A 19,566-nucleotide genomic window follows, 5' to 3' on the forward strand; every position below is an offset into this window, starting at 1 on the left:
GCTACATCAGCACACATTTGCAAACCTGTCCGATTGGGCAGCAGGCTTATCATTTTTGCTGCCCGGTTTTGATGTAGGTGGCAACATCAACCATTGGGGCAACCCAAATGTCCTTTTGATGCTGTTTAAGGTAGTGCAGCAACTTACTGTGCGCATCCAGGCTAACGTTAAGGTTATGCCCGCCCCCAACACCATGAAATAAAAACACCAGCAACGTGCGCGATTGCATGGCCTGTTTAACCAGGTTAATTAAATAATCGGCAGATTGCCCGTTAATCATAAAACTATCAATGTTATCCAGGTTTACCTGTTTTAATGCCTGTAGTCCCGGGACAACGCCGCGTGCGCCTGCAAAATCATTTTTAAGGTAATCGTAAAAATATTTATCCCCTATTTTAAGATCGCCGCATGGGAATGCAAAGGTACGCGCCGCTTTGCCGTCAATCGCTTTAAGCAGGGTATTGGTTGCTTTTATTTCTTTAACGGCACGTTCAAGCGAGTATTTGCTAAGGTCTGTTTCGGCGGTTACAAAGCCGCGGCCCGGCAAACTGCCATCGCAGGGATGATAAAGAGAATGATTGCCCAACTCGTGGCCATGCGCCGCAGCTTTTCGCCATTCTGCCATCCGGTTTACCACAACCGGCGATGAGCCGATAAGGTAAAATGTCCCTTTCAAGTTGAGCGAGTCGAGCGCAGGCAGTACGTTATCAAGGTCAACATCAATTGCGTCATCGTAGGTTAATACAACTGCGCACTGTTTATTATTCCACAAGGGCTTAACCTGCGACCTTGAAGTTAGCGCAAACAGTAGTAAAAAAAATAGGATAGCGTATTTGACTGGTTTCATTTAATATTCCGTTTTTTTGATTTGGTTATTTAGCCGCGGGATTGCCTGCCTTCTCCTGCTCCATCATTTTTTTAGCCCAGGCAATAAAGTATTTTACGTTGGGGGCATCGGTATGGCCGCCATCGTGCTGCCGCCAGGCCAGTGCACCATCCAGCATCCCGGTGTTTACCGGCGGCATTTTTTCTGTTTTGTAATCGTCTGTTACGCCGATATCTTTTACGCCCAGTAATTTAAAAACCGACCCGGCGGCAACGGTAGCCATATAACTCCCCTGCTGATCCAGCCATTTGGCGTCGCCCTGTTCTGGAATGCCGTAGCTGATAAATGTAAGCCTTGGCGCGCAAAGGGCTATCAGTTCATGCGCATCTACGGGTAAGTCCTTTGCTGTTTTAGCGCCAAAGGTGGCCTCGCTGGCCCCGTATTTCATAAAGTTACCTGCCATCCAATAATACTCGCCGCCGGTTAAACTTTCAACCGCTTCGCCAAAATTGCGGCGGTGTAATTTGGCGCCGCCCTCGCCAGACGAACCGATGAGGCCCATGGCAAAGCGCTGCTCAAAAGCCAGCGTAACCAATGCGGCTTTGCCATAGCGCGATACTCCTTCAATGCCCACGTGTTTGGCATCAACGGCGGGTTCGGTCTCCAGGTAATCCAAAGCCCTTGCTGCGCCCCATGACCAGGCGCGTAAGGCACCCCAATCATCTGGTTTACGGGGTTTCCCTTTATTTACCAGGCCAATAATACCTTTGGTTAGCCCCTCTGCATTATCTGCCTGTATCGATGAAGGATCAATCAGCACATAACCCCAGCCATTGGCTATCAGCTGCATGGCCGTAGGCGGATCGCCCTTTATTACCGGGAAACCACCCGGCCCAAACGGCGATTGCTCGGGCACCGGGTTATAAGCGGGATATTGCTCAAAAATGGCTTTCAGCTCCGGGTGTTCTTTTACAAGTAACTCCTTCAAAGCGCTGTTTATCTTTTCCAGGTCAGCAGGCGATGGTTGCGCCGGCGCCGGAAGCGCACTGCGGGCAAACATCATTAGTACAGGAACAGGGCCCTTGGCAAAGGCAGGCAGTACCAGTGTCATTTCAATGTTGACGTTGATTGAGGGGCATCCGGTATTATCAACATGCCCTATCAGTTGTTTGGCTATCACGGGATAAAAACCCACACGTTCTTTATCTGTCACCTTAACCGTCCAGGTTACTTTGGGTACATTAGCCGGGATCCTGCCGTAAACTTCACGCTCCATATCCTCTATAATTTCGGGGCGGCGTTGTTTCCACCACACATCGGCAGTGGTTACTTTTTTACCATTTTTAAGGGTAAGGGCATCCGGTAAACCGGGGAAAGGGTTGGCTAAGGCCTCATTATAGTTAGCGTGATTAGGGGCATTCTCATCACCACTTGGGCCATTACGCAGTGTTTTAATACCCAACTGTTTCATCATATCCTGATGATCCTGTTCGGCCGTAAAATTTACCGGGGCCGGGCTTTGGGCACTAACCATTACGGGCAATGCGAGTAAAAAAAAGAAAATGGCAGCTTTCATTTTTATGGGTTTTATATAGTGAATTATGGCTTATCAGTACGAAAAGGCGATGCGGGCAAACCTTCTTTGTTATACAGGTTGGCCCCATCGGGGTTATCGGCCCAGGCATACCTTACATATAATGGCGTTGGTACCCTATCGCTCCAAACCAGCACCTTATCGTCCTTAATAACGGCACTGGCCCAAACAAACTTTTTGTCGGCACCGGCTACAGCAAATTGTGATAGTTCATCCCCATTTTTAGCAACAAGCCCAGTGCCTGTATACTTAAATGTTAGTTCAATTTTATTCCCATCTACCCTTGCCGATTGATAAACCGGACCACAAGGCATTATATTGCTATCACCATAAGCTACATTTTCGGCAGCCATGGCCAGGCGTTCACCTACCGTTTTTTTATTAAGCGGATGAATATCGTTCCATTCGCCGGCATCAATAGTTACAGCCATGCCTGTGCCGGGTAAGGCAAGCGCCTCCAGTTGCCCCTCCCGTAATTCGGCCCAGTCACTTTCGGCCGGAGCGTATTGCGCCTCATTGAAATTTGGCAGCTGGGCATATACAAACGAAAGGTTGCCCTGTTGCCATTTATCGCGCCAGTCGGCAATAAGGGCTTTTAATAAAACGCCGTATACTTTTGCGCTATTGGCGTTACTTTCGCCCTGGTACCAGGCAAGCCCTTTGATGGTGTAGTTAATAACCGGCGCAACCATGGCGTTATAAAGGCCGGTCGGTTCATTTTGGGCAATAAACTCGGCAACGGGCTTAACCGGCTCAAACACCTGCCCTACTTTATACTGCCAATCGCCGCGCAGGTCGATGGTGTCTGCCGCCACGCTCAGGTAATATCTTTTATCGGGCACAAAACCGCCTTTGTCCGCGGTATTTACCACCCGCACAATTATTATATTTTTGCCCGGCTTCAGCAACCCCGCCGGTACATTATAACGCCGTGGCGGATACTGGTAGGTAATGCTACCTACAAGCTTGCCATTAATATAAGTTTGATCGGCGTCAATTATTCTCCCTAAAAACAATTTAGCTGCTTTGCCATCAAAAGATGCCGGCAGATTTACTTCTTTACGAAACCAAACCACACCATTCAGGCCTTTAACGCCCTGGTCGGCCCAGTAACCAGGTAGCCAGTAATGGTGCCAGTTATGCGGCACGTAGGCGGTATCGTACCATGGTTTAATTTCTGTTAAGCCCTCATCAATTCCTAAGGCGGATGTATTGAGCGGATTATTGGGCGGCAAATGCTTTTTTAAAACGCTATCCATAAAAACGGCATCGCCAAATTGCTTTACCCGTTCATGATAGGGTTTGATATTCCTGAGTCCCTGTTCACTAATCCAGGCTTCTATAGGTGTGCCCCCTACGCTTGAATTAATGATGCCTATTGGCACATGGTATTTTTGATAAAGCCGTTTGGCAAAAAACCAGGACGTAGCGCCAAAACCCAGCACTGTTTCCCGATCGGCCTTTACCCATTTTCCGGGTAACAGGTTGGTGTGTTGTTTAGTTACATCGGCCTCGGTTTTCACAAAAAAGTTCCTGATTTGCGGGTAATTGGCAGTAGCTATCTCATCGGGATATTTTTCCTTTACCCGCTCCATTTGTAATGCCATATTTGATTGGCCCGAACAAAACCAAACGTCGCCAACTAAAATATCGCTGATGGTGATAAGGTTGTTACCCTGTATGTCCATTGTGTAGGGCCCGCCCGCGGGCATTGCCGGTAAAACAACTTTCCATGAGCCATTTTTATCGGTAACCGCACGGAAAACCTTATGCTGAAATTCAATGCTGATCTTTTCGCCTGCATCCGCCCAACCCCATATATTCACATGTGTATTGCGCTGCAGCACCATGCCGTTTGCAACCAGCTGCGGCAGCCGCACCAAAGCATAGGCAGGCAATATAAAACTGGTGCACAGCGCAATAAGCAATAGCTTCACTGAATTCATAACTTGCTGGAACTTTTAGTTTGGAGGTTTACCTTTACGAAGTAACAAATAAAAAAAGATTTGCGCAATCGATTGCACAAATCTTTTTCAAAAACCAACATACATATTAATACCTGATGATTTGCATGTAGGCGGGCAACAGCGGCAGGCATTGGCCTTAACGGCAATTGATGCGGCTACGTGTTTGTAGAAAACGGTGATTAATATGACTTTACGAAAGGTTTATATCTCCCTTACATCAGCAGCGCCAACCCAGCCTTCATTGCCGTTGGCCAGTTTAATTTTTATCCAGCTGGCATTTTTATCAAGAATATTGACCTTAGTACCCTCATGAAGTACAAATCCATTTTTTGCGGTGTTAGAGGGTGCGTTTTTAACGTTTACCGATGAATTGAAGATAATACCGTCATGATGTGCATCAAAATAGGCTGCCTGCCTGCCCGAAATAAAAATAGTGCCGATACCCAGCAACAACAGCAAAATAGCCGAGTAAAACGATATCTTTTTTACCATCACTGAGCCCGAAAACCTGTAAAGGATAAGTAAGCATGAAGCTCCTATAAAAAGCAGCACACTGAAAACTGCAAGTGTATTGGTTGGTAAAGCAAGTATAAAGCCAGTCCACCATTTGGTGATAAAAAACTCGGGAACTGCTTCAATTTTATCGGTAGTTTTTGAATTGGCAAACTGAATGTTTATACGGATATCTTCGTCGCCCGGCGATAGCCTGTGTGCTTTTTCATAATATAACAATGCGGGTGCTATATCGCCATTTTTATAATAAGCATTACCCAGGTTAAAGTAAAGGCTGGCCGATTGATAGCCATCATCAACCATTTTTTGATAGGTAGCCGCGGCCTCTTTATAATTCGCCTTTTGGTACAGGTTATTACCTTTCTTAAACAGGGCCGGGCCTGCATCATCGCTAAAAGCCAGCAATGGCGCTACAATCAACAGCAACAGGTATATCAGGCGCTTTAGCATGTTATATTTTATCTTCAATGTTATTGATCATGTTTTTTGCTTTATCAAACACCTCCTGCTCCGATATGCCCGAAACCGGGGCAAAGCGGGCCATATCGCAAAGGTCTAATGTTTCCAGCAATTCGTTTATAGTTGGCTCGTCCAATTCCCGGGCCTTCAGTTCGGTAGCTATTTTTTCGCGGTTCAGGTCGGCAGCGGCAATATTCAGCTTGTCGCTTAGGTAGCCGTACAGTCCTTTAAACACATTTTCATAAAATACCGGCTTGTTGTTTGCCGATAGCTGCGCTTTGGCGCTGGCCAGGTGTTTAGCTGCAATTTTACCCGCCTTGCGGCTTTTTACCTTCACCACGTCGCTGTTCTTCATTTCATATACTTTGCCATAAACTAAAGCACCAACAAACAGCAGTGGCCCCAGCAACAGCAGGAAATAATACAATCCCGACCCGTAAAAGCCTTCATCATCTTTGCTGATATCGCTCCCATCCGTTTTAATGTATCGGATATCTTTATTCAACAATTTAACATCCTGTTTATCGGCGCCAATGGAGGTAACGTTATTTTCGGTTGCACCTTTGGCCACATTAATGGTGAAGCCTTTGGTTTGCTGGCTTACATATTTGCCTGCCGATAAATCATAGTACGAAAACTTAATAGGATCGATATTGAATTTGCCGCCATGGCGTGGTATCAGCAGGTAATTGTATACCCTGGTGCCCGATTCACCATTTTCAGTATCAGTTATCGTATCGGTTACCTTAGGGTCGTACTTATCAAAATCAAGCGGAAACTCGGGCGCTATGGGCTTCAGCAGTTTTAGGTTGCCCTTGCCACTTAGTATAATTTTGTAGTTGAGGGGCTCGTTGGATTTAAGATCTGTTTTATCAACCGATGTGCTTATCGAAAAACGGCCAACCGCGCCGCTAAATCCGGCAGGCTTGCCGCTTTCGGGCAATGGTTTTACGTGGATAACTACGGGGCTGCTTTTAATTTTGTATTTAACATCATTGTAGCTGCCACCACCAAAAAAGTTATCAAAAGGATCGGCCGATTGTACGGTTTCGCGCACAATAAAATCCATGATCATCGGGTCGATGGTGATATTGCCGGCACGCTCAGGGAAAAGGATGCTTTGCTTTATTTCGGTTACGTTGTACTTTATACCTTTTATGGTTTCAATACGCCATTGAACGGCGTTGGGGTTATTTGCACTTTTAATTTCCTGGCTATAAAAACCATTCTGGTCCGACATTTTTTCCAGCTCGCTGCCAACCAGCGCCACCCTGGTGTAAAGGCGGTAGCTTAAAGTGAGCTGCTCGCCTATATAGGCATTGGTTTTATTTACATCAGCCCTTATAAAAAGGTCTCTATTGATATCTTTTGAGTGGCCGGCCACAATGCCCTTGCCCTGGGCTTCGGCCTGTAGTTGCTGCTGCCTTTGCGCTGCATTAGTTTGCGCGGCCGACATCCCCCTTACTACCTTTATTTTAATGGCACTGGTGCTCAGCTGTTTGCCATTTACAATAATTGTTGCCGGGCCTATGGTAAAAACACCTTCTTTAACTGGTACCAAGTCATAACTATAGGCCATGCTTGATGATGAAGCGCCATTAATTACGGTCATACTCTGGGAGACATTTGGTCCCGAAACCACTAAAAAGCCATTAAAGTTTGGCGGCACAAATCTTTCGCCGTTGCTGTTTATGGTAAATGTAACCTCGAATTGCTCGGTAGTACCCACTTCGGTTTTATTAACAGAGGCGGTGAATTTTACACCCTGCGCAAAAAGCACCGTTGTACAAAACAGCAGGAGCAACGATATGTAGTACTTTAACTTCATGTGCTATAAATATAAGGCTTACCAGTCTTTTGAAATATTGGTTCTGGCGCCTTTTAACTTCTTATTTTTCAATTTGTCCTGCGTTGCTTTCTCGTCGTTTTTCAGGGCTTCCAGCATACGCTCGGCATCATCTTTTGATACATTGTTGGGCTGCGGCTGTTGTTGCTGCTGGTCCTGCGGATCTTTATTATCAGGCTTGTTCTTATCCTTATTGTCTTTGTCCTTTTTATCCTGATCTTTCTTGTCCTGGTCTTTTTTATCTTTATCCTTATTCTTGTCGTCCTTGTTTTTATCCTTGTTCTTGTCTTTATCTTTATTCTTATCGTTTTTGTTCTGGTTCTTTTTATCGTCCTGTTGCTTCTTTAGCATTTTTTGGGCATATGACAGGTTGTAGCGGGTTTGCTCATCGTTAGGATTATTAAGCAATGATTTTTTATAGGCGGCAATACTCTCGTCCAGTTTTTTGTTTTCCAATAAGGAGTTGCCTATGTTATGGTAAGCATTTGCCAATACCTGCTTGTCTTTTGATGTTGCTGCTATTTTGGTAAACTGCTGTTGTGCATCCTCAAACTTTTTTTGTTTGTATAAGGCATCGCCCAGGTTAAAATTACCTTCAACCGTTTTGTTGTTGGATTTAGCCAGCGCTTTACGGTAGTTATCCTCGGCCTGTTTATAATTTTTAGCCTGGTAAAGCTGGTTACCTTTCCTGATGTCCCTTTTTTCCTGCTGGGCAAAAAGGAATGAAGCCTGCAGTACTAATAATACAACTATAATTAATTGCTTCATGGCTTTTTAACTTCAAATAATTTAATCCCGCTTAAACGCATGTTTTTACGGTTTGATATAAAGAACTCAACCAGCAGCAACACAAAGGCAATGGCCAAAAAGAACTGAAAACGATCTTCAAAATCCTTGAACGACCGGCTATCAACCGTTTTGCGCTGCAATTTATTAATCTGGTCCATTACAATGCCCAGGCCGCTGTTGGAGTTATTGGCGCGCACGTAAACGCCACCGCCTGCGGCCGAAATCTCTTTACACATATCCTCGCTCAGTTTACTTACCACTTGCTGGCCGGTTTCATGGTCCATATGGAAACCTGTTTGGTGTCCCTGCTCGTCATACACCGGTATAGGCGCGCCGCTTTCCGATCCTACACCAACCACATTTACAGATACATCTTTTGATTTGGCTGCCGCCGCGGCTTCAACAGCGTTATCCTCGTGGTTTTCACCATCAGTAATAACAATCATGGCCTTGCCGGTACCATTTTTAAAATCGAACGATTGCATTCCCAGGTCAATAGCCGCGCCAATGGCTGTACCCTGCGTTGGCACCATTTCGGTATTAATGGTACTCAGGAAAAGCTTGGCTGCCGAGTAGTCGGTGGTTATAGGCAACTGTACATAGGCCTGGCCGGCAAATACAATGATACCAATACGGTCGTCATGCATACGGTCAATCAGCTGGGCAATGGCGCGTTTGGCATTTTCCAGGCGGCTTGGGGCCAAATCCTGGGCCAGCATACTGTTTGATACATCAAGCAGTATCATTAAATCGGCACCTTTGCGTTTTACTTCCTCGGTTCTTGAACCAATTTGCGGGTCGGCTATGCCGATGATGAGCATGGCGTAGGCCAGCAAAAAGAAAATGAACTTAAGCCACGGCCTTGATAATGATACCTGCGGCATCATCATCATCACCACTTTTTTATCTCCTAATGACGAGATGGCTTTCTTTTTCCAGATGCTTACCGCCAAAAACGCGATGATAAACACCGGGATGATTACCAGCCCCCATAAATATTCTATATGTGCAAAACGTAGCATCTGTTAGGTTAAAGCCCCTTTAAACAGGGTGTTTTTTAATATAAATTCCAACGACAGGAAAGCCAACGCTATAATTGCCCAGGGTAAAAACAGTTCTGTTTTTTTGTGATACTGGGTAACGTCAATTTTGGCTTTTTCCAGCTTGTCAATCTGCTCGTAAATATTTTTAAGTGTTTCGTTATTGGTAGCTCTGAAATATTTACCACCGGTTAGGCTGGCAATTTTTGATAACGTGCCCTCGTCAATTACCACAGGCATTTTTTGATATTGTATCCCCGCCGGTGTTTGTACCGGGTAGGGTGCAAAACCATTGGTACCCAGCCCCACTGTATACACCCGTACGCCAAACTGGCGGGCAATTTCGGCGGCGGTTATCGGCGGTATCGAACCCGCGTTGTTTGATCCGTCTGTGAGCAATATAATTACCTTACTTTTTGCCTGGCTGGTTCGCAGGCGGTTTACCGCGGTTGCCAACCCCATACCAATGGCGGTACCGTCGGTTATCATGCCGTTACGTACATCGGCAAAAAGGTTTATCAATACGCTATGGTCAATTGTTAACGGGCATTGTGTAAAGCTCTCGCCGCTAAATATCACCAGGCCTATGCGGTCGTCCGGGCGGCCTTTTATAAAATCGATGGCAATTTGTTTACCGGCTTCCAGGCGGTTGGGCTTAAAATCTTCGGCAAGCATACTGCCCGAAATATCTGAAGCAATGATGATATCAATACCCTCGGTAGTACTGTTTTGCCAGCTTAATGACGATTGAGGCCTGGCCAGCGCAACAATCATAGCCGATAAGGCCAACGACCGTAACACGATACTACTATGCCTGAATTTTGGCAGCGTGCTTTTTTTTAGGGTAAAGCCCCGCAGGGTAGGCACATTCAGGTTGCCCTGCAGTTGGCGTTGTTTCCATATATACCAGCCAACCATAAGGGGTAAGCTGATGAACAGCCAAAAAAATCCCGGGTGGGCAAATTCTATTCCTTTAAACCAGCTCATTTACCCTCCTCTTGTTTATCGGCCAGTGGCTGGTATGCCTGCTGGGTTTTGTTTACAAAGCTGATGGCATTATCCATACTTTGTTCGTTTTCAAAATGCAGCGGTTTTTCCTTGGCAAATTTCACCAAATCGGCAAGTATCAATACCTGGTGCAGCAGGTTTTTGTTATCGTCGGTAATATCCAGCGTGCGCAGGCTTGCAAAAATCTCGTCGGATGTTTGCTCATGGGTTTTTATGCCATAGCGCTTCTCTAAATATTCGCGCAGTATTTCGCTCAGCTCAATATGGTATAATTTAACATCCTGCTCGTAAGCTTTCTTACCGCGCAGCTCCTGTAGTTTTTGCAGGGCGATGATGTGCGGCGGCACTTTTGGTTTTGGCGGCTCAACTACCACTATCTTTTTAGGCCTGCTTACAAAATAGTAAATAATGCCCGCAATAATAAGCAGTACCAAAAAGCCAATGGTAACCCATTGCCAATTATCACGCAGCCAATCAAAAAACGAATAACTAACTACAAGCGGCTGCTTAATATCATAAAATCCCTTGGTGGTATCAACAGCAACGGTTTGCACGGTTAGTGTTAATGGCTGCGTATAAACCGGGCCTGTTGTGGTTTTAAACGCATAGGAAGGAATTACATACGCCCCACTATCAAACGCTGTAATGTTGTAGGCACGATGAATGGTTTCGATACTTTGATCCTGCTTGTCAAAAACAGTATCGGCCTTACTGCTTACAATCTGAATTTTGCCGGCAATGGAATCAACCAGCGCCGGGAACTCTATTTTATCCTTTATGCTATGCCTGATGCTTAGGTTAAGCTTGGTTTGCTGGCCAATTAAAATGGTGGCCTTATCCAGTTTTGCCTCGGCCTGCGGGGCCTGGGCAAAAGCGGTATAAAAAGTACCTGTAAGCAGCAATACCAGGAAATATTTAAAACACTTGATCATCTCCTGCCTTCCCGTTTTTTAAATAGTGTCATTAATGGTTTTACGTATGATTCGTGTGTGCCGATGCTGGTAAAATCAACACCGCATTTTTTAAAAGTATCGCCCATGGCAATGGTGCGGTTGCGGGCCTCGAGGCTGAATGCATAGCGCACCTCCTCGTCAGCCGTATTTATCCATACTACTTCGCCGGTTTCCTCGTCCTTCATCGGGATGAGGCCCAGGTTAGGGAATACTTCTTCATGTTTATCAAACAGCCTCACAGCAATGATATCGTGTTTTTTGTTGGCTATTTTCAGCTCGTTTTCAAATGCCGGGCTTATAAAATCCGACAGGATAAAGGCGGTGCATTTCTTTTTAATAACGCTGGTAAAGTACTTTAACGCCACGCCAACGTTGGTGCCTTTATTTTCGGGCTTAAAATCAATCAGCTCCCTGATGATCATCAATATGTGCGACCGCCCTTTTTTTGGCGGGATGAATTTTTCTATCTTATCGCTAAAAAATATCACCCCAACTTTATCGTTGTTCTGGATGGCCGAAAATGCAAGCACGGCGCAAAGCTCGGTAGCCAGGTCCTGCTTTTGCTGCCCCTGGGTGCCAAAGTTTTCAGATCCGCTCACATCCATCAGCAGCATTACGGTAAGCTCGCGCTCCTCATCAAACACCTTTACGTAAGGGTGGTTAAAACGCGCGGTAACGTTCCAGTCGATAGTACGTATCTCGTCGCCAAGCTGGTACTCGCGCACCTCGCTAAAGGCCATACCCCGCCCCTTGAAAGCCGAATGATATTCGCCCGAGAATAAGTGGTTACTTAAACCCCTCGTTTTTATCTCAATCTTCCGTACTTTTTTTAAAAGATCCTTGGTTTCCATAAGAGGCCCCCTCTAAATCTCCCCCTGAAGGGGGAGACTTTTGAAAAGTATATTTTTTAATTTAAACTAATGTCATTTCGAACGATAGTGAGAAATCTTATACGCCCTGCTTGCGGACTTTGCCTTATACGCCCTGTTCGCAAACTTTGCTATACGAATTGCATGCGTGCATAGTCTTACAAGATTTCTCTTTCGCTCTCCCCCCTCATCCCCCTCCGCTCTATCGAAATGACAATGGCGAAGATGTGCGGTGGTACCTTTTCCTCCCTCTCCTTTGGAGAGGGGCGGGGTGAGGCTCCTTACGGTACCTCTATCGCGTTCAATATTCCGGTAATAATATTTTCGCTGGTGATGTTTTCTGCTTCGGCCTCGTAGCTTAAGCCAATACGGTGGCGCATTACATCGTGGCAAATAGCACGCACATCCTCGGGTATTACGTAGCCCCGGCGTTTAATAAAAGCATAAGCTTTTGCTGCCAGCGCTAAACTGATACTTGCCCTTGGCGATGCGCCAAAAGTGATGAGGTTTTTGTAGTGAGCCAGTTTGTACTGCTCGGGGAAACGGGTAGCGAAAACAATATCGATGATGTACTGCTCAATTTTTTCGTCCATGTAAACCTCACGAACTATTTTACGGGCACGTACAATTTCTTCGGGTTTAATAACAGGTGATGGTTTTGGCATACCGCCTGGTAATATGCTTGACCGGATAATCCTTTTTTCTTCTTCACGCTCGGGGTAAGTAATTACCACTTTCAGCATAAAACGGTCAACCTGTGCTTCGGGCAGCGGGTAAGTGCCCTCCTGCTCAATTGGGTTTTGGGTGGCCAGTACCAAAAACGGGTTTGGCAGCGGGAAGGTATTATCGCCAATAGTTACCTGGCGCTCTTGCATAGCCTCTAAAAGTGCACTTTGCACTTTGGCAGGTGCACGGTTAATTTCATCGGCCAAAATAAAGTTGGAGAACAATGGCCCTTTACGAACAATAAATTCTTCTTTCTTTTGGTTGTAGATCATGGTACCAACCAAATCGGCAGGTAATAAATCGGGCGTAAACTGGATGCGGCTGTAATCGGCCTGGATACATTTGGCCAGTGTGTTGATAGCCAAAGTTTTTGCCAGCCCCGGAACACCTTCCAGTAAAATATGCCCATCGGCTAATAAACCGATCAGCAAACGTTCAACCATATATTTTTGCCCCACGATCACTTTATCCATCTCCATCTTAAGCAGATCGATAAATGCGCTTTCGCGTTGTATCATTTCATTAAGCGCCCTGATATCTGTTGAATACGATGTGCTGCCGGTAACAGCGCCCGATGAAACATTTTCTGTACTACTTTTAAATTCTTCCATGAACCTTTTTTATTTCGAGAGCAAACTTAAACACACAAACTTTTTTCTGCTAAAAAAATTCCACGTTTAATTGTTAAAATTTGTTAAATCTTTAAGTGTTAGCTGTAAATATAGGTTTTTTATCGGGGTTGGGGGATCTGGGGGTCGGAGGTCTGATGCCTGGGGTCGGAGGTTGGGTTGCGGGGCTCGTGTTGCGGGTTGCCAGGTTTGGGGTTGCCAGGTTTGGGGTTGTAGAGCGGCGGACTTACTCTTCAAAAGACGCCGGTTATTTTGACCTGGCACACATTTGCCGTATTGTAACACTTAAAAGCCCGCAAAACAGGCTTCAATTTATAGCACAAAACGCCATTGCTTTACATCGCAATGGCGTTTTGTGCTATCAGGTAGCAAGAGGTTGTTAAGCCTTTTCTGTTTTTGATTTTTGGTTAATCCCGGCCTCAGCTATTTTGGTAAGCAGGCTGTCGCAGTTTTTTTCTTCCTGTAAGGTCGAGTCCAAAAGTTCTGCGGCTTCATTATAGCCTAATACTGCAGCTAATGTTTTGAGCGTTCCGTACGAAGCAATTTCATAATGCTCAATTTTTTGAGCTGCCGAAATGATACCTGCATCGCGGGTGATGCTGCCTTTTTCAGTTTCGGAGATAATTTCTTCACCTTCTTTAAGTAAACCGGCCATCGCTTCGCATTTTACAGCTACAGCTTTTTCGTCTATCGATGCAAAAGCATCTTCCAGGCGGGTAATTTGTCTTTCGGTTTCACTTAGGTGGTTTTCAATAGCGGCACGCAATTCATCAGATGTTGCGGCTTTTGCCATTTTTGGCAATGCTTTTGCCAAATGTTTTTCGGCCCAGTAAATGTCTTTCAGTTCATCAATAAATAATTCATTCAATGCCGAGTCCTGTACATCTAATGTTTGCTCAGGAGCCTTTGTTTTGGTAGTTGCCATGGTAAATGTTTTTTAAGTTATGTGCTGATCTAAATACAAAGGCGATGCCAAGTTTAGTTATTTGTAAATAATATTAATTACTATGAAATAAACCATATAAAAACATTTACTTTAGGCGATATATGGGTTGTTTTGAAAACTACTGGTGTATTAAAATTAGTACCCTGTGTAATTAAAGAACCTTCAGCACCATACCCGCGACTATTAGCGGCACTCCTTAACAAGTAGTTTATGGTGTTGTAAAACCGGAATCACATATATTCCTGTATAATTGTTATTATTGCGGCAATGGGTTTTTTACAGCTGCCCGGCCTGGGTAAAGTACATTTTCATGAATATGGCACCGGGAAACAACCGTTACTTGCTTTCCATGGTTATGGCATGACCGGCAAGCAGTTCCACGTGCTCGAAAAATCGCTGTTAACCAGGTATCACGTTTACGGTTTTGATCATTTTTTTCATGGCGAGAGCCGTTTAGATGGCTGGACCGATAAACAGATCCGCGCCGGCATGACCAAACAAATGATGTACAATTATTTGCAGGAGTGGTTTAAAATTTATGGCGAGCAGCGAATTTCTGTATTGGGTTATTCACTGGGTGCAAGCCTTGCGCTTACCCTGGTTGAGGAGTACGCCCATTTAATTGACGATATAATACTGATGGCGCCCGACGGGCTTACCAAGCGTACCGGTTTTCATATTATAACCCACAACGTGTTTGGTAAATCTATTTTTCGCGTTGCCACTAAAAGCAGCTGGCTGGCCCCGTTTTTATTGAAGGTAGTAAAAGCAGTTGGGGTTATAGATGAAAGCCTTTACCAGATAGCTTACAACGAGATTGATACCCCCAAAAAGCGGCTTGATACCTATTATACCCTAAATTTAATAAAACTGCTAAACCCGGATATACTAAAAATAGCAGCGCTTGTTAACCAGTATAAAATTAAATGCACACTGATATTTGGAACAGACGACCATCTTTTCCCCAAATCGGTAGCTAAAGATTTTTTGGAGACAGCAGAAAACGTCGAAATCCATGACGTTAAGATGGGGCATTGGCTGGTTACCAAAGCATTGGACGAATATTTAACAGGTGAAAACAGATGATCGAAGCCAAAAAATCCGACTCGTTAAGCGCACTATACCTGCGGGGTATAAGCTGGTGGCTGGGCCGCAATTTTAAGGAAATTAACATCATGCCTTTTGAGGCAAAGCCCGGGCATTCGGTGTTGATGCTGTGTAACCACTTTAGCTGGTGGGAGTCGTTTTTATCAAATTATGTGGCTGTTAAAAGTATAAAACGGCGATGGCATTTAATGATGCATCATGATCATGCCCTTAAATATACTTACCTGCGTTATGTAGGTATGTTTTCAATAATCAGGGGAGCGCGCCAAAGCGACTCGTCATTAACCTACGCGGCCGGATTGTTGGACGACTCCCGTAACCTGGTGATGATGTGTCCGCAGGGCGAGATACGATCAAATCATGAAACTCATATCGAGATACAAAAAGGCACTTATAAACTGATACAGCAAATTAAAGGCCCATGCCAGGTGGTGTACAACTGCACACTGATTGATTATTTTGAAAGCTTAAAGCCGCGGGCGTATGTTCACCTTTTTGATTGTGGCGTAGCCGGCGAGTTTACTTTTGACGAGTTAAAACAACGCGTTAACGACTATCACCAGCAGGCACTTTTAAACCAAATAAATATGAAACATTAATTGAAGTCGGAAGTCTGTAGTATTAAGTCAACTTTTGCTTACTTAGAATTTTCGGTTGCGGACTTCCGGCTCGCAACTCATCACTCAAAACTCACAACTAAAGTGATTCGCAATAAAAAGAATATTTTCATTAACCGTATCATCCACTACTATGTAAAATGGATAGTGGCACGGCAGTTTCATGAAGTGTTATTTAATGATGTGGAGATTGATAAAAGCAAATCGGTATTGCTGGTAGCCAATCATTTTAGTTTTTGGGATGGCTTGATATTATATTGTGTAACCGAAAAATTGTTAAAAAAGCGATACCATGTAATGGTTGAGGAAAAAACGGTGCACATGCTGCACTACCTTAAATTTGCCGGGGCTTTTTCGGTCACCAAAAAATCGAGGGATATCATCGAGTCGCTTGATTATGCTGCCCGGCTGCTGGATGACCCGCAGAATCTTGTACTAATATTCCCGCAGGGAAAGTTGTTTTCAAACTATGTGGACGACGTGCGTTTTGACAAAGGCGTATTCCGGATTATGCAAAAAGCCCAGGGAAAATACCAATTACTCTTCGCTTCAACATTTATTCAGTACTTTAAACATAAAAAGAGCACGGCAACCGTTTATTTGAAAAGAGATAACAATAACTATCCAAACATCGCCGGTTTAAAAGAGGCTTATCAGCAACATTACAGCAGTTCAAAACTGCTTCAAACGCAATTTGATATATAAAGTGACCGTAATTATATTAATCACCCTTTTCTTCATCATCCTGCGTTTTACAGTAACCCTGTTCAACTTTATATCCGACCCTAAATTACGACGTGTAGCTAAACACTATACCGATAAGGTATCCATCCTTATCCCAGCCCGCAACGAGGGCGGCAATATATTAACCCTGCTGCAATCCATCCATCAGCAGGATTATCATCACTATGAAGTACTGGTGCTTGACGATGGTTCGACAGATGATACGTATGCGGTGTGTTCAAAATTTGCCCAGGCGCATGCCCAGTTTAAAGTAATCAAAGGAGCGGAGTTACCGGCCGGCTGGATAGGTAAAAACTTTGCCTGTCATCAGCTTGCCTTGCAGGCCGATGGCGATTATCTGCTTTTTTTGGATGCTGACGAGCAGGTGCAACCGGGTTTAATAAACAGCGCCGTACACCGCATGCACACCGGCAGCCTGGGTCTGCTAAGCTTGTTTGCCAACCAGCAAATGCAAACTTTAGGCGAAAACCTGGTGGTACCACTGATGCATTTTATTTTATTGAACCTGCTGCCTGTGCGGTTAATATCGCTGGTAAAAAACCCGTCTGTTGCAGCAGCCAGCGGGCAGTTTATGCTGTTTGATGCCCCTATTTATCACCAGCAGCAATGGCACAAAGCGGTAAAGGATAAAGTGGTAGAGGATGTAGAAATTATGCGGCTCATAAAGGCCAAAACCTATAATGGCGAGGCCCTGCTGGCCAACGGCATGATTAGTTGCCGCATGTACAAAAGCTATACCGAAGCCCTGGCCGGCTTTAGTAAAAATTTCCTGGCGGCGTTTAACTATAGCATCCTGGGCTTTTTAATGTACCTGCTGCTGGTTATTATTTTTCCATTACTGTTACTCATGACGCTGAACCTGCCGCTCATCCTGTTTATGGGGGGCCTCATCATCCTTACCCGGATAATGATCTCGTTTACATCGGGACAAAATGCTTTGTATAACGTATTATTGCATCCGCTGCAAATGACCAACATGATGATCGTCGCTTTTATATCTATCCAAAAATATCTCACCAAAACCACGGTATGGAAGGGGCGCAGGATTTGAACACGCAACTATCAACCGGCAGTGTAAAAACGGAGCGCATTGCTATCATTATTATCATACTTTTCCATGCAGTAGGTACTATAGGGTTTAACCTTTCGGGTTTCGATACTATGTTTCTTGGCCTGGTTCCCTGGCATTTATTGCTCATGGCCACCGTTATCATCTACAGTCACAATCGCCCCAATGGCAGGTTCGGGTTGTTTGCCTTGCTGCTATTTACATTGGGTTTTGTTGCCGAGCTTATTGGGGTGCATACCGGCTGGCTATTTGGCAGCTATACATATGGCGACACGCTGGGTATAAAATTATTTGGCGTTCCGCTGATGATTGGTATCAACTGGTTTTTGCTGATATATGCTACCGGGGTGCTCATGCAGCGCAGCCGCATCAAAAATATTTACGTCCGCATTTTTGCCGGAGCATTGGTGCTGGTTTTACTTGATATCTTCATTGAACCCGTAGCTATCCATTTTGATTACTGGCATTGGGCAGGCAATACCATCCCCATAAAAAATTACGCCTGTTGGTTTGCCGTAAGCGCACTGATGCTTTTTATATTCGAGAAATTTAAATTCCCCCCTCAAAGTAAAGCGGGCCCTGTTTTACTGGCTATGGAGTTTGTATTTTTTATGATTTTGGGTTTACTAAATTGATACGGCACCACTTAGGCTGCGGTCTTTTTAGTTTTAAAGAAAAAATGTGTTTGACTAAAATAGCTGAAACCAGCGATAAATACTGTAGCTATAATTTTTGATGGTGTTGGATAAATACCCAGCCAATCAACAAGAATTTTCAGGAATATAACGTTCAAAACTATACAGATGGCGTTTACCAAAACAAAGCGCAAAAGCTGCCCCCTTTTACTCAGTCCCGATTCTTTAAAAACAATATACCTGTTCAGGTAAAACCCGGTGCAAAAAGATATGCTGAAAGATAAAGCCAGCGACGCGATGTGCGGACTTAAGGTATACGTACCAATGTGCAGGTTTCGCTTTTGAAAAATGAAGTTATAACAAAACGAAAACAGTGTTATATCAAATACTACATTGCCCCCGCCACATGCCGCATAACGGAAGGTATGTAAGGGCATCCATTTTTTAAAGGGCTTGTAAAACAGATCAATAATGTAAAAAATAGCCCGCCTTATAAAATCATGTACCTTTCTCATAGATAATAGGCAAAGGTAAATAATTAAAATAAAGTTGGGCAAGTGGGTTTGTTTACTAAAAACGGCCACTGATGAATAGCGGCTTCAGCCTTCTTTTTCTCCCGCGAGGTTAGCGTAGCGTAACTCGTGGGTAAAACTGATTGAAGCCGTTGGCTTCAGTTCAGCTGAAAGCTGAAACCATGTTTAGCCACGAGCTGGAACCTCGCGGCAATCGGCCTCATATGTATAATTTCACTTTCAATTCACTTATATCTTCCCAAACAATCCAATGCGGGTTTAAAAAACTTCCACCATATTTCAGGTAAAACTGTTGATATGGGTTTTCCGGAGCGATGCCCACACACAAGCTTTTGGCATTATGGTTCATAGCCCAACTTATGGCCTCCTTTAAAAGTGCTGTACCAATCCCACTGCGCTGATATTCTTTCAACACATAAAACGATTGAATTTCGGCACCCTTATCATAGCGGCTTGTTAGGTGTACCGCCAAATAGCCTATTATTTTATCCTGGTCAATAGCCTTCAATATGATCCTTTGCGGCATGGCGCTGGCAGGTGATTGCTTTGCAAAATAAGTTTTCCACCGGTAAGCCCTTGTTTCAAAGTCGGTATCGTGCGGCTCCATCAATTCGGGAAACGATTGTAATTTACTTTCAATCTCCACATGGGTTATTTCCTCAATATCTGCCGTTGTAGCTACCTGGATTTCCATGA

The 19,566-nt window shown here is 44.5% G+C and carries 19 protein-coding genes; 5 read left to right on the plus strand and 14 right to left on the minus strand.

Annotated features, from left to right (window positions below; genetic code table 11):
* Window positions 1-49: 49 nt before the first annotated feature.
* From AC1DU2_RS09710 to AC1DU2_RS09765, 12 genes are all read right to left on the minus strand, one after another.
* The gene (locus AC1DU2_RS09710; protein WP_477383968.1) at window positions 50-847 is read right to left on the minus strand and encodes a polysaccharide deacetylase family protein; all 798 of its coding nucleotides are present in this window, start codon (window positions 845-847) and stop codon (window positions 50-52) included.
* A gap of 25 nt (window positions 848-872) precedes the next feature.
* Window positions 873-2,402, minus strand: coding sequence for a glucuronyl esterase domain-containing protein (locus AC1DU2_RS09715; protein ID WP_477383970.1), 1,530 nt, complete (start codon window positions 2,400-2,402; stop codon window positions 873-875).
* Between the two features lie 23 nt (window positions 2,403-2,425).
* Window positions 2,426-4,366, minus strand: coding sequence for a sialate O-acetylesterase (locus AC1DU2_RS09720; protein WP_477383973.1), 1,941 nt, complete (start codon window positions 4,364-4,366; stop codon window positions 2,426-2,428).
* A gap of 222 nt (window positions 4,367-4,588) precedes the next feature.
* On the minus strand, window positions 4,589-5,350 hold the full coding sequence (locus AC1DU2_RS09725; RefSeq protein ID WP_477383974.1) for a tetratricopeptide repeat protein: 762 nt from the start codon (window positions 5,348-5,350) through the stop codon (window positions 4,589-4,591).
* A gap of 1 nt (window position 5,351) precedes the next feature.
* Complete coding sequence (locus AC1DU2_RS09730; protein WP_477383976.1) at window positions 5,352-7,187, minus strand: BatD family protein; 1,836 nt, start codon at window positions 7,185-7,187, stop codon at window positions 5,352-5,354.
* Window positions 7,188-7,205: 18 nt separating this feature from the next.
* Window positions 7,206-7,973, minus strand: a complete 768-nt coding sequence (locus tag AC1DU2_RS09735; protein ID WP_477383978.1) for a tetratricopeptide repeat protein — start codon at window positions 7,971-7,973, stop codon at window positions 7,206-7,208.
* Window positions 7,970-9,016, minus strand: a complete 1,047-nt coding sequence (locus tag AC1DU2_RS09740; protein WP_147053651.1) for a vWA domain-containing protein — start codon at window positions 9,014-9,016, stop codon at window positions 7,970-7,972. The genes AC1DU2_RS09735 and AC1DU2_RS09740 overlap by 4 nt, the downstream gene beginning before the upstream one ends.
* Window positions 9,017-9,019: 3 nt before the next feature.
* Complete coding sequence (locus AC1DU2_RS09745; protein ID WP_477383980.1) at window positions 9,020-10,021, minus strand: vWA domain-containing protein; 1,002 nt, start codon at window positions 10,019-10,021, stop codon at window positions 9,020-9,022.
* Complete coding sequence (locus tag AC1DU2_RS09750) at window positions 10,018-10,974, minus strand: hypothetical protein (RefSeq protein ID WP_477383982.1); 957 nt, start codon at window positions 10,972-10,974, stop codon at window positions 10,018-10,020. Before AC1DU2_RS09750 ends, AC1DU2_RS09745 begins: the two co-directional genes overlap by 4 nt.
* Window positions 10,971-11,846 (minus strand): DUF58 domain-containing protein, encoded by an 876-nt coding sequence (locus AC1DU2_RS09755; RefSeq protein ID WP_090641767.1) that lies wholly within the window; start codon window positions 11,844-11,846, stop codon window positions 10,971-10,973. Before AC1DU2_RS09755 ends, AC1DU2_RS09750 begins: the two co-directional genes overlap by 4 nt.
* 299 nt (window positions 11,847-12,145) lie before the next feature.
* Window positions 12,146-13,201, minus strand: coding sequence for an AAA family ATPase (locus AC1DU2_RS09760; RefSeq protein WP_147053654.1), 1,056 nt, complete (start codon window positions 13,199-13,201; stop codon window positions 12,146-12,148).
* Window positions 13,202-13,598: 397 nt separating this feature from the next.
* Window positions 13,599-14,144, minus strand: coding sequence for a YciE/YciF ferroxidase family protein (locus tag AC1DU2_RS09765; protein ID WP_477356566.1), 546 nt, complete (start codon window positions 14,142-14,144; stop codon window positions 13,599-13,601).
* Window positions 14,145-14,432: 288 nt separating this feature from the next.
* Here AC1DU2_RS09765 and AC1DU2_RS09770 point away from each other — a divergent pair, with 288 nt between their 5' ends.
* From AC1DU2_RS09770 to AC1DU2_RS09790, 5 genes are all read left to right on the plus strand, one after another.
* Window positions 14,433-15,251: an alpha/beta fold hydrolase gene (locus tag AC1DU2_RS09770; RefSeq protein ID WP_477356564.1), complete on the plus strand. Its 819-nt coding sequence runs from the start codon at window positions 14,433-14,435 to the stop codon at window positions 15,249-15,251.
* Entirely contained in the window at window positions 15,248-15,871 is a 624-nt protein-coding gene (locus AC1DU2_RS09775) for a 1-acyl-sn-glycerol-3-phosphate acyltransferase (protein ID WP_477356562.1), read from the plus strand. The genes AC1DU2_RS09770 and AC1DU2_RS09775 overlap by 4 nt, the downstream gene beginning before the upstream one ends.
* 102 nt (window positions 15,872-15,973) lie before the next feature.
* Window positions 15,974-16,594 carry a 1-acyl-sn-glycerol-3-phosphate acyltransferase gene (locus tag AC1DU2_RS09780; protein WP_477356560.1) on the plus strand — a complete coding sequence of 207 codons (621 nt, stop codon included), beginning with the start codon at window positions 15,974-15,976 and terminating at the stop codon, window positions 16,592-16,594.
* Window position 16,595: 1 nt separating this feature from the next.
* Window positions 16,596-17,684, plus strand: a complete 1,089-nt coding sequence (locus AC1DU2_RS09785) for a glycosyltransferase family 2 protein (RefSeq protein WP_477356558.1) — start codon at window positions 16,596-16,598, stop codon at window positions 17,682-17,684.
* A complete protein-coding gene (locus AC1DU2_RS09790; protein ID WP_477383985.1) occupies window positions 17,663-18,337 on the plus strand; it encodes a carotenoid biosynthesis protein in 675 nt (224 codons plus the stop codon). Before AC1DU2_RS09785 ends, AC1DU2_RS09790 begins: the two co-directional genes overlap by 22 nt.
* An 11-nt stretch (window positions 18,338-18,348) precedes the next feature.
* On the opposite strand, the gene AC1DU2_RS09795 is transcribed toward AC1DU2_RS09790, so the two are convergent.
* Both AC1DU2_RS09795 and AC1DU2_RS09800 read right to left on the minus strand, forming a co-directional pair.
* Window positions 18,349-18,852 (minus strand): GtrA family protein, encoded by a 504-nt coding sequence (locus AC1DU2_RS09795; RefSeq protein WP_477356554.1) that lies wholly within the window; start codon window positions 18,850-18,852, stop codon window positions 18,349-18,351.
* Window positions 18,853-19,069: 217 nt separating this feature from the next.
* Complete coding sequence (locus tag AC1DU2_RS09800; protein ID WP_477383987.1) at window positions 19,070-19,564, minus strand: N-acetyltransferase family protein; 495 nt, start codon at window positions 19,562-19,564, stop codon at window positions 19,070-19,072.
* Window positions 19,565-19,566: the final 2 nt, after the last annotated feature.

It is taken from the genome of Mucilaginibacter sp. P4_C11, from assembly GCF_056402115.1.

Excerpts from the sequence above, each read along its gene's own strand:
- AC1DU2_RS09710 (WP_477383968.1), bottom strand. The coding sequence starts at position 847 with ATGAAACCAGTCAAATACGCTATCCTATTTTTTTTACTACTGTTTGCG.
- AC1DU2_RS09715 (WP_477383970.1), bottom strand. The coding sequence starts at position 2,402 with ATGAAAGCTGCCATTTTCTTTTTTTTACTCGCATTGCCCGTAATGGTT.
- AC1DU2_RS09720 (WP_477383973.1), bottom strand. The coding sequence starts at position 4,366 with ATGAATTCAGTGAAGCTATTGCTTATTGCGCTGTGCACCAGTTTTATA.
- AC1DU2_RS09725 (WP_477383974.1), bottom strand. The coding sequence starts at position 5,350 with ATGCTAAAGCGCCTGATATACCTGTTGCTGTTGATTGTAGCGCCATTG.
- AC1DU2_RS09730 (WP_477383976.1), bottom strand. The coding sequence starts at position 7,187 with ATGAAGTTAAAGTACTACATATCGTTGCTCCTGCTGTTTTGTACAACG.
- AC1DU2_RS09735 (WP_477383978.1), bottom strand. The coding sequence starts at position 7,973 with ATGAAGCAATTAATTATAGTTGTATTATTAGTACTGCAGGCTTCATTC.
- AC1DU2_RS09740 (WP_147053651.1), bottom strand. The coding sequence starts at position 9,016 with ATGCTACGTTTTGCACATATAGAATATTTATGGGGGCTGGTAATCATC.
- AC1DU2_RS09745 (WP_477383980.1), bottom strand. The coding sequence starts at position 10,021 with ATGAGCTGGTTTAAAGGAATAGAATTTGCCCACCCGGGATTTTTTTGG.
- AC1DU2_RS09750 (WP_477383982.1), bottom strand. The coding sequence starts at position 10,974 with ATGATCAAGTGTTTTAAATATTTCCTGGTATTGCTGCTTACAGGTACT.
- AC1DU2_RS09755 (WP_090641767.1), bottom strand. The coding sequence starts at position 11,846 with ATGGAAACCAAGGATCTTTTAAAAAAAGTACGGAAGATTGAGATAAAA.
- AC1DU2_RS09760 (WP_147053654.1), bottom strand. The coding sequence starts at position 13,201 with ATGGAAGAATTTAAAAGTAGTACAGAAAATGTTTCATCGGGCGCTGTT.
- AC1DU2_RS09765 (WP_477356566.1), bottom strand. The coding sequence starts at position 14,144 with ATGGCAACTACCAAAACAAAGGCTCCTGAGCAAACATTAGATGTACAG.
- AC1DU2_RS09770 (WP_477356564.1), top strand. The coding sequence starts at position 14,433 with ATGGGTTTTTTACAGCTGCCCGGCCTGGGTAAAGTACATTTTCATGAA.
- AC1DU2_RS09775 (WP_477356562.1), top strand. The coding sequence starts at position 15,248 with ATGATCGAAGCCAAAAAATCCGACTCGTTAAGCGCACTATACCTGCGG.
- AC1DU2_RS09790 (WP_477383985.1), top strand. The coding sequence starts at position 17,663 with ATGGAAGGGGCGCAGGATTTGAACACGCAACTATCAACCGGCAGTGTA.
- AC1DU2_RS09795 (WP_477356554.1), bottom strand. The coding sequence starts at position 18,852 with ATGAGAAAGGTACATGATTTTATAAGGCGGGCTATTTTTTACATTATT.
- AC1DU2_RS09800 (WP_477383987.1), bottom strand. The coding sequence starts at position 19,564 with ATGGAAATCCAGGTAGCTACAACGGCAGATATTGAGGAAATAACCCAT.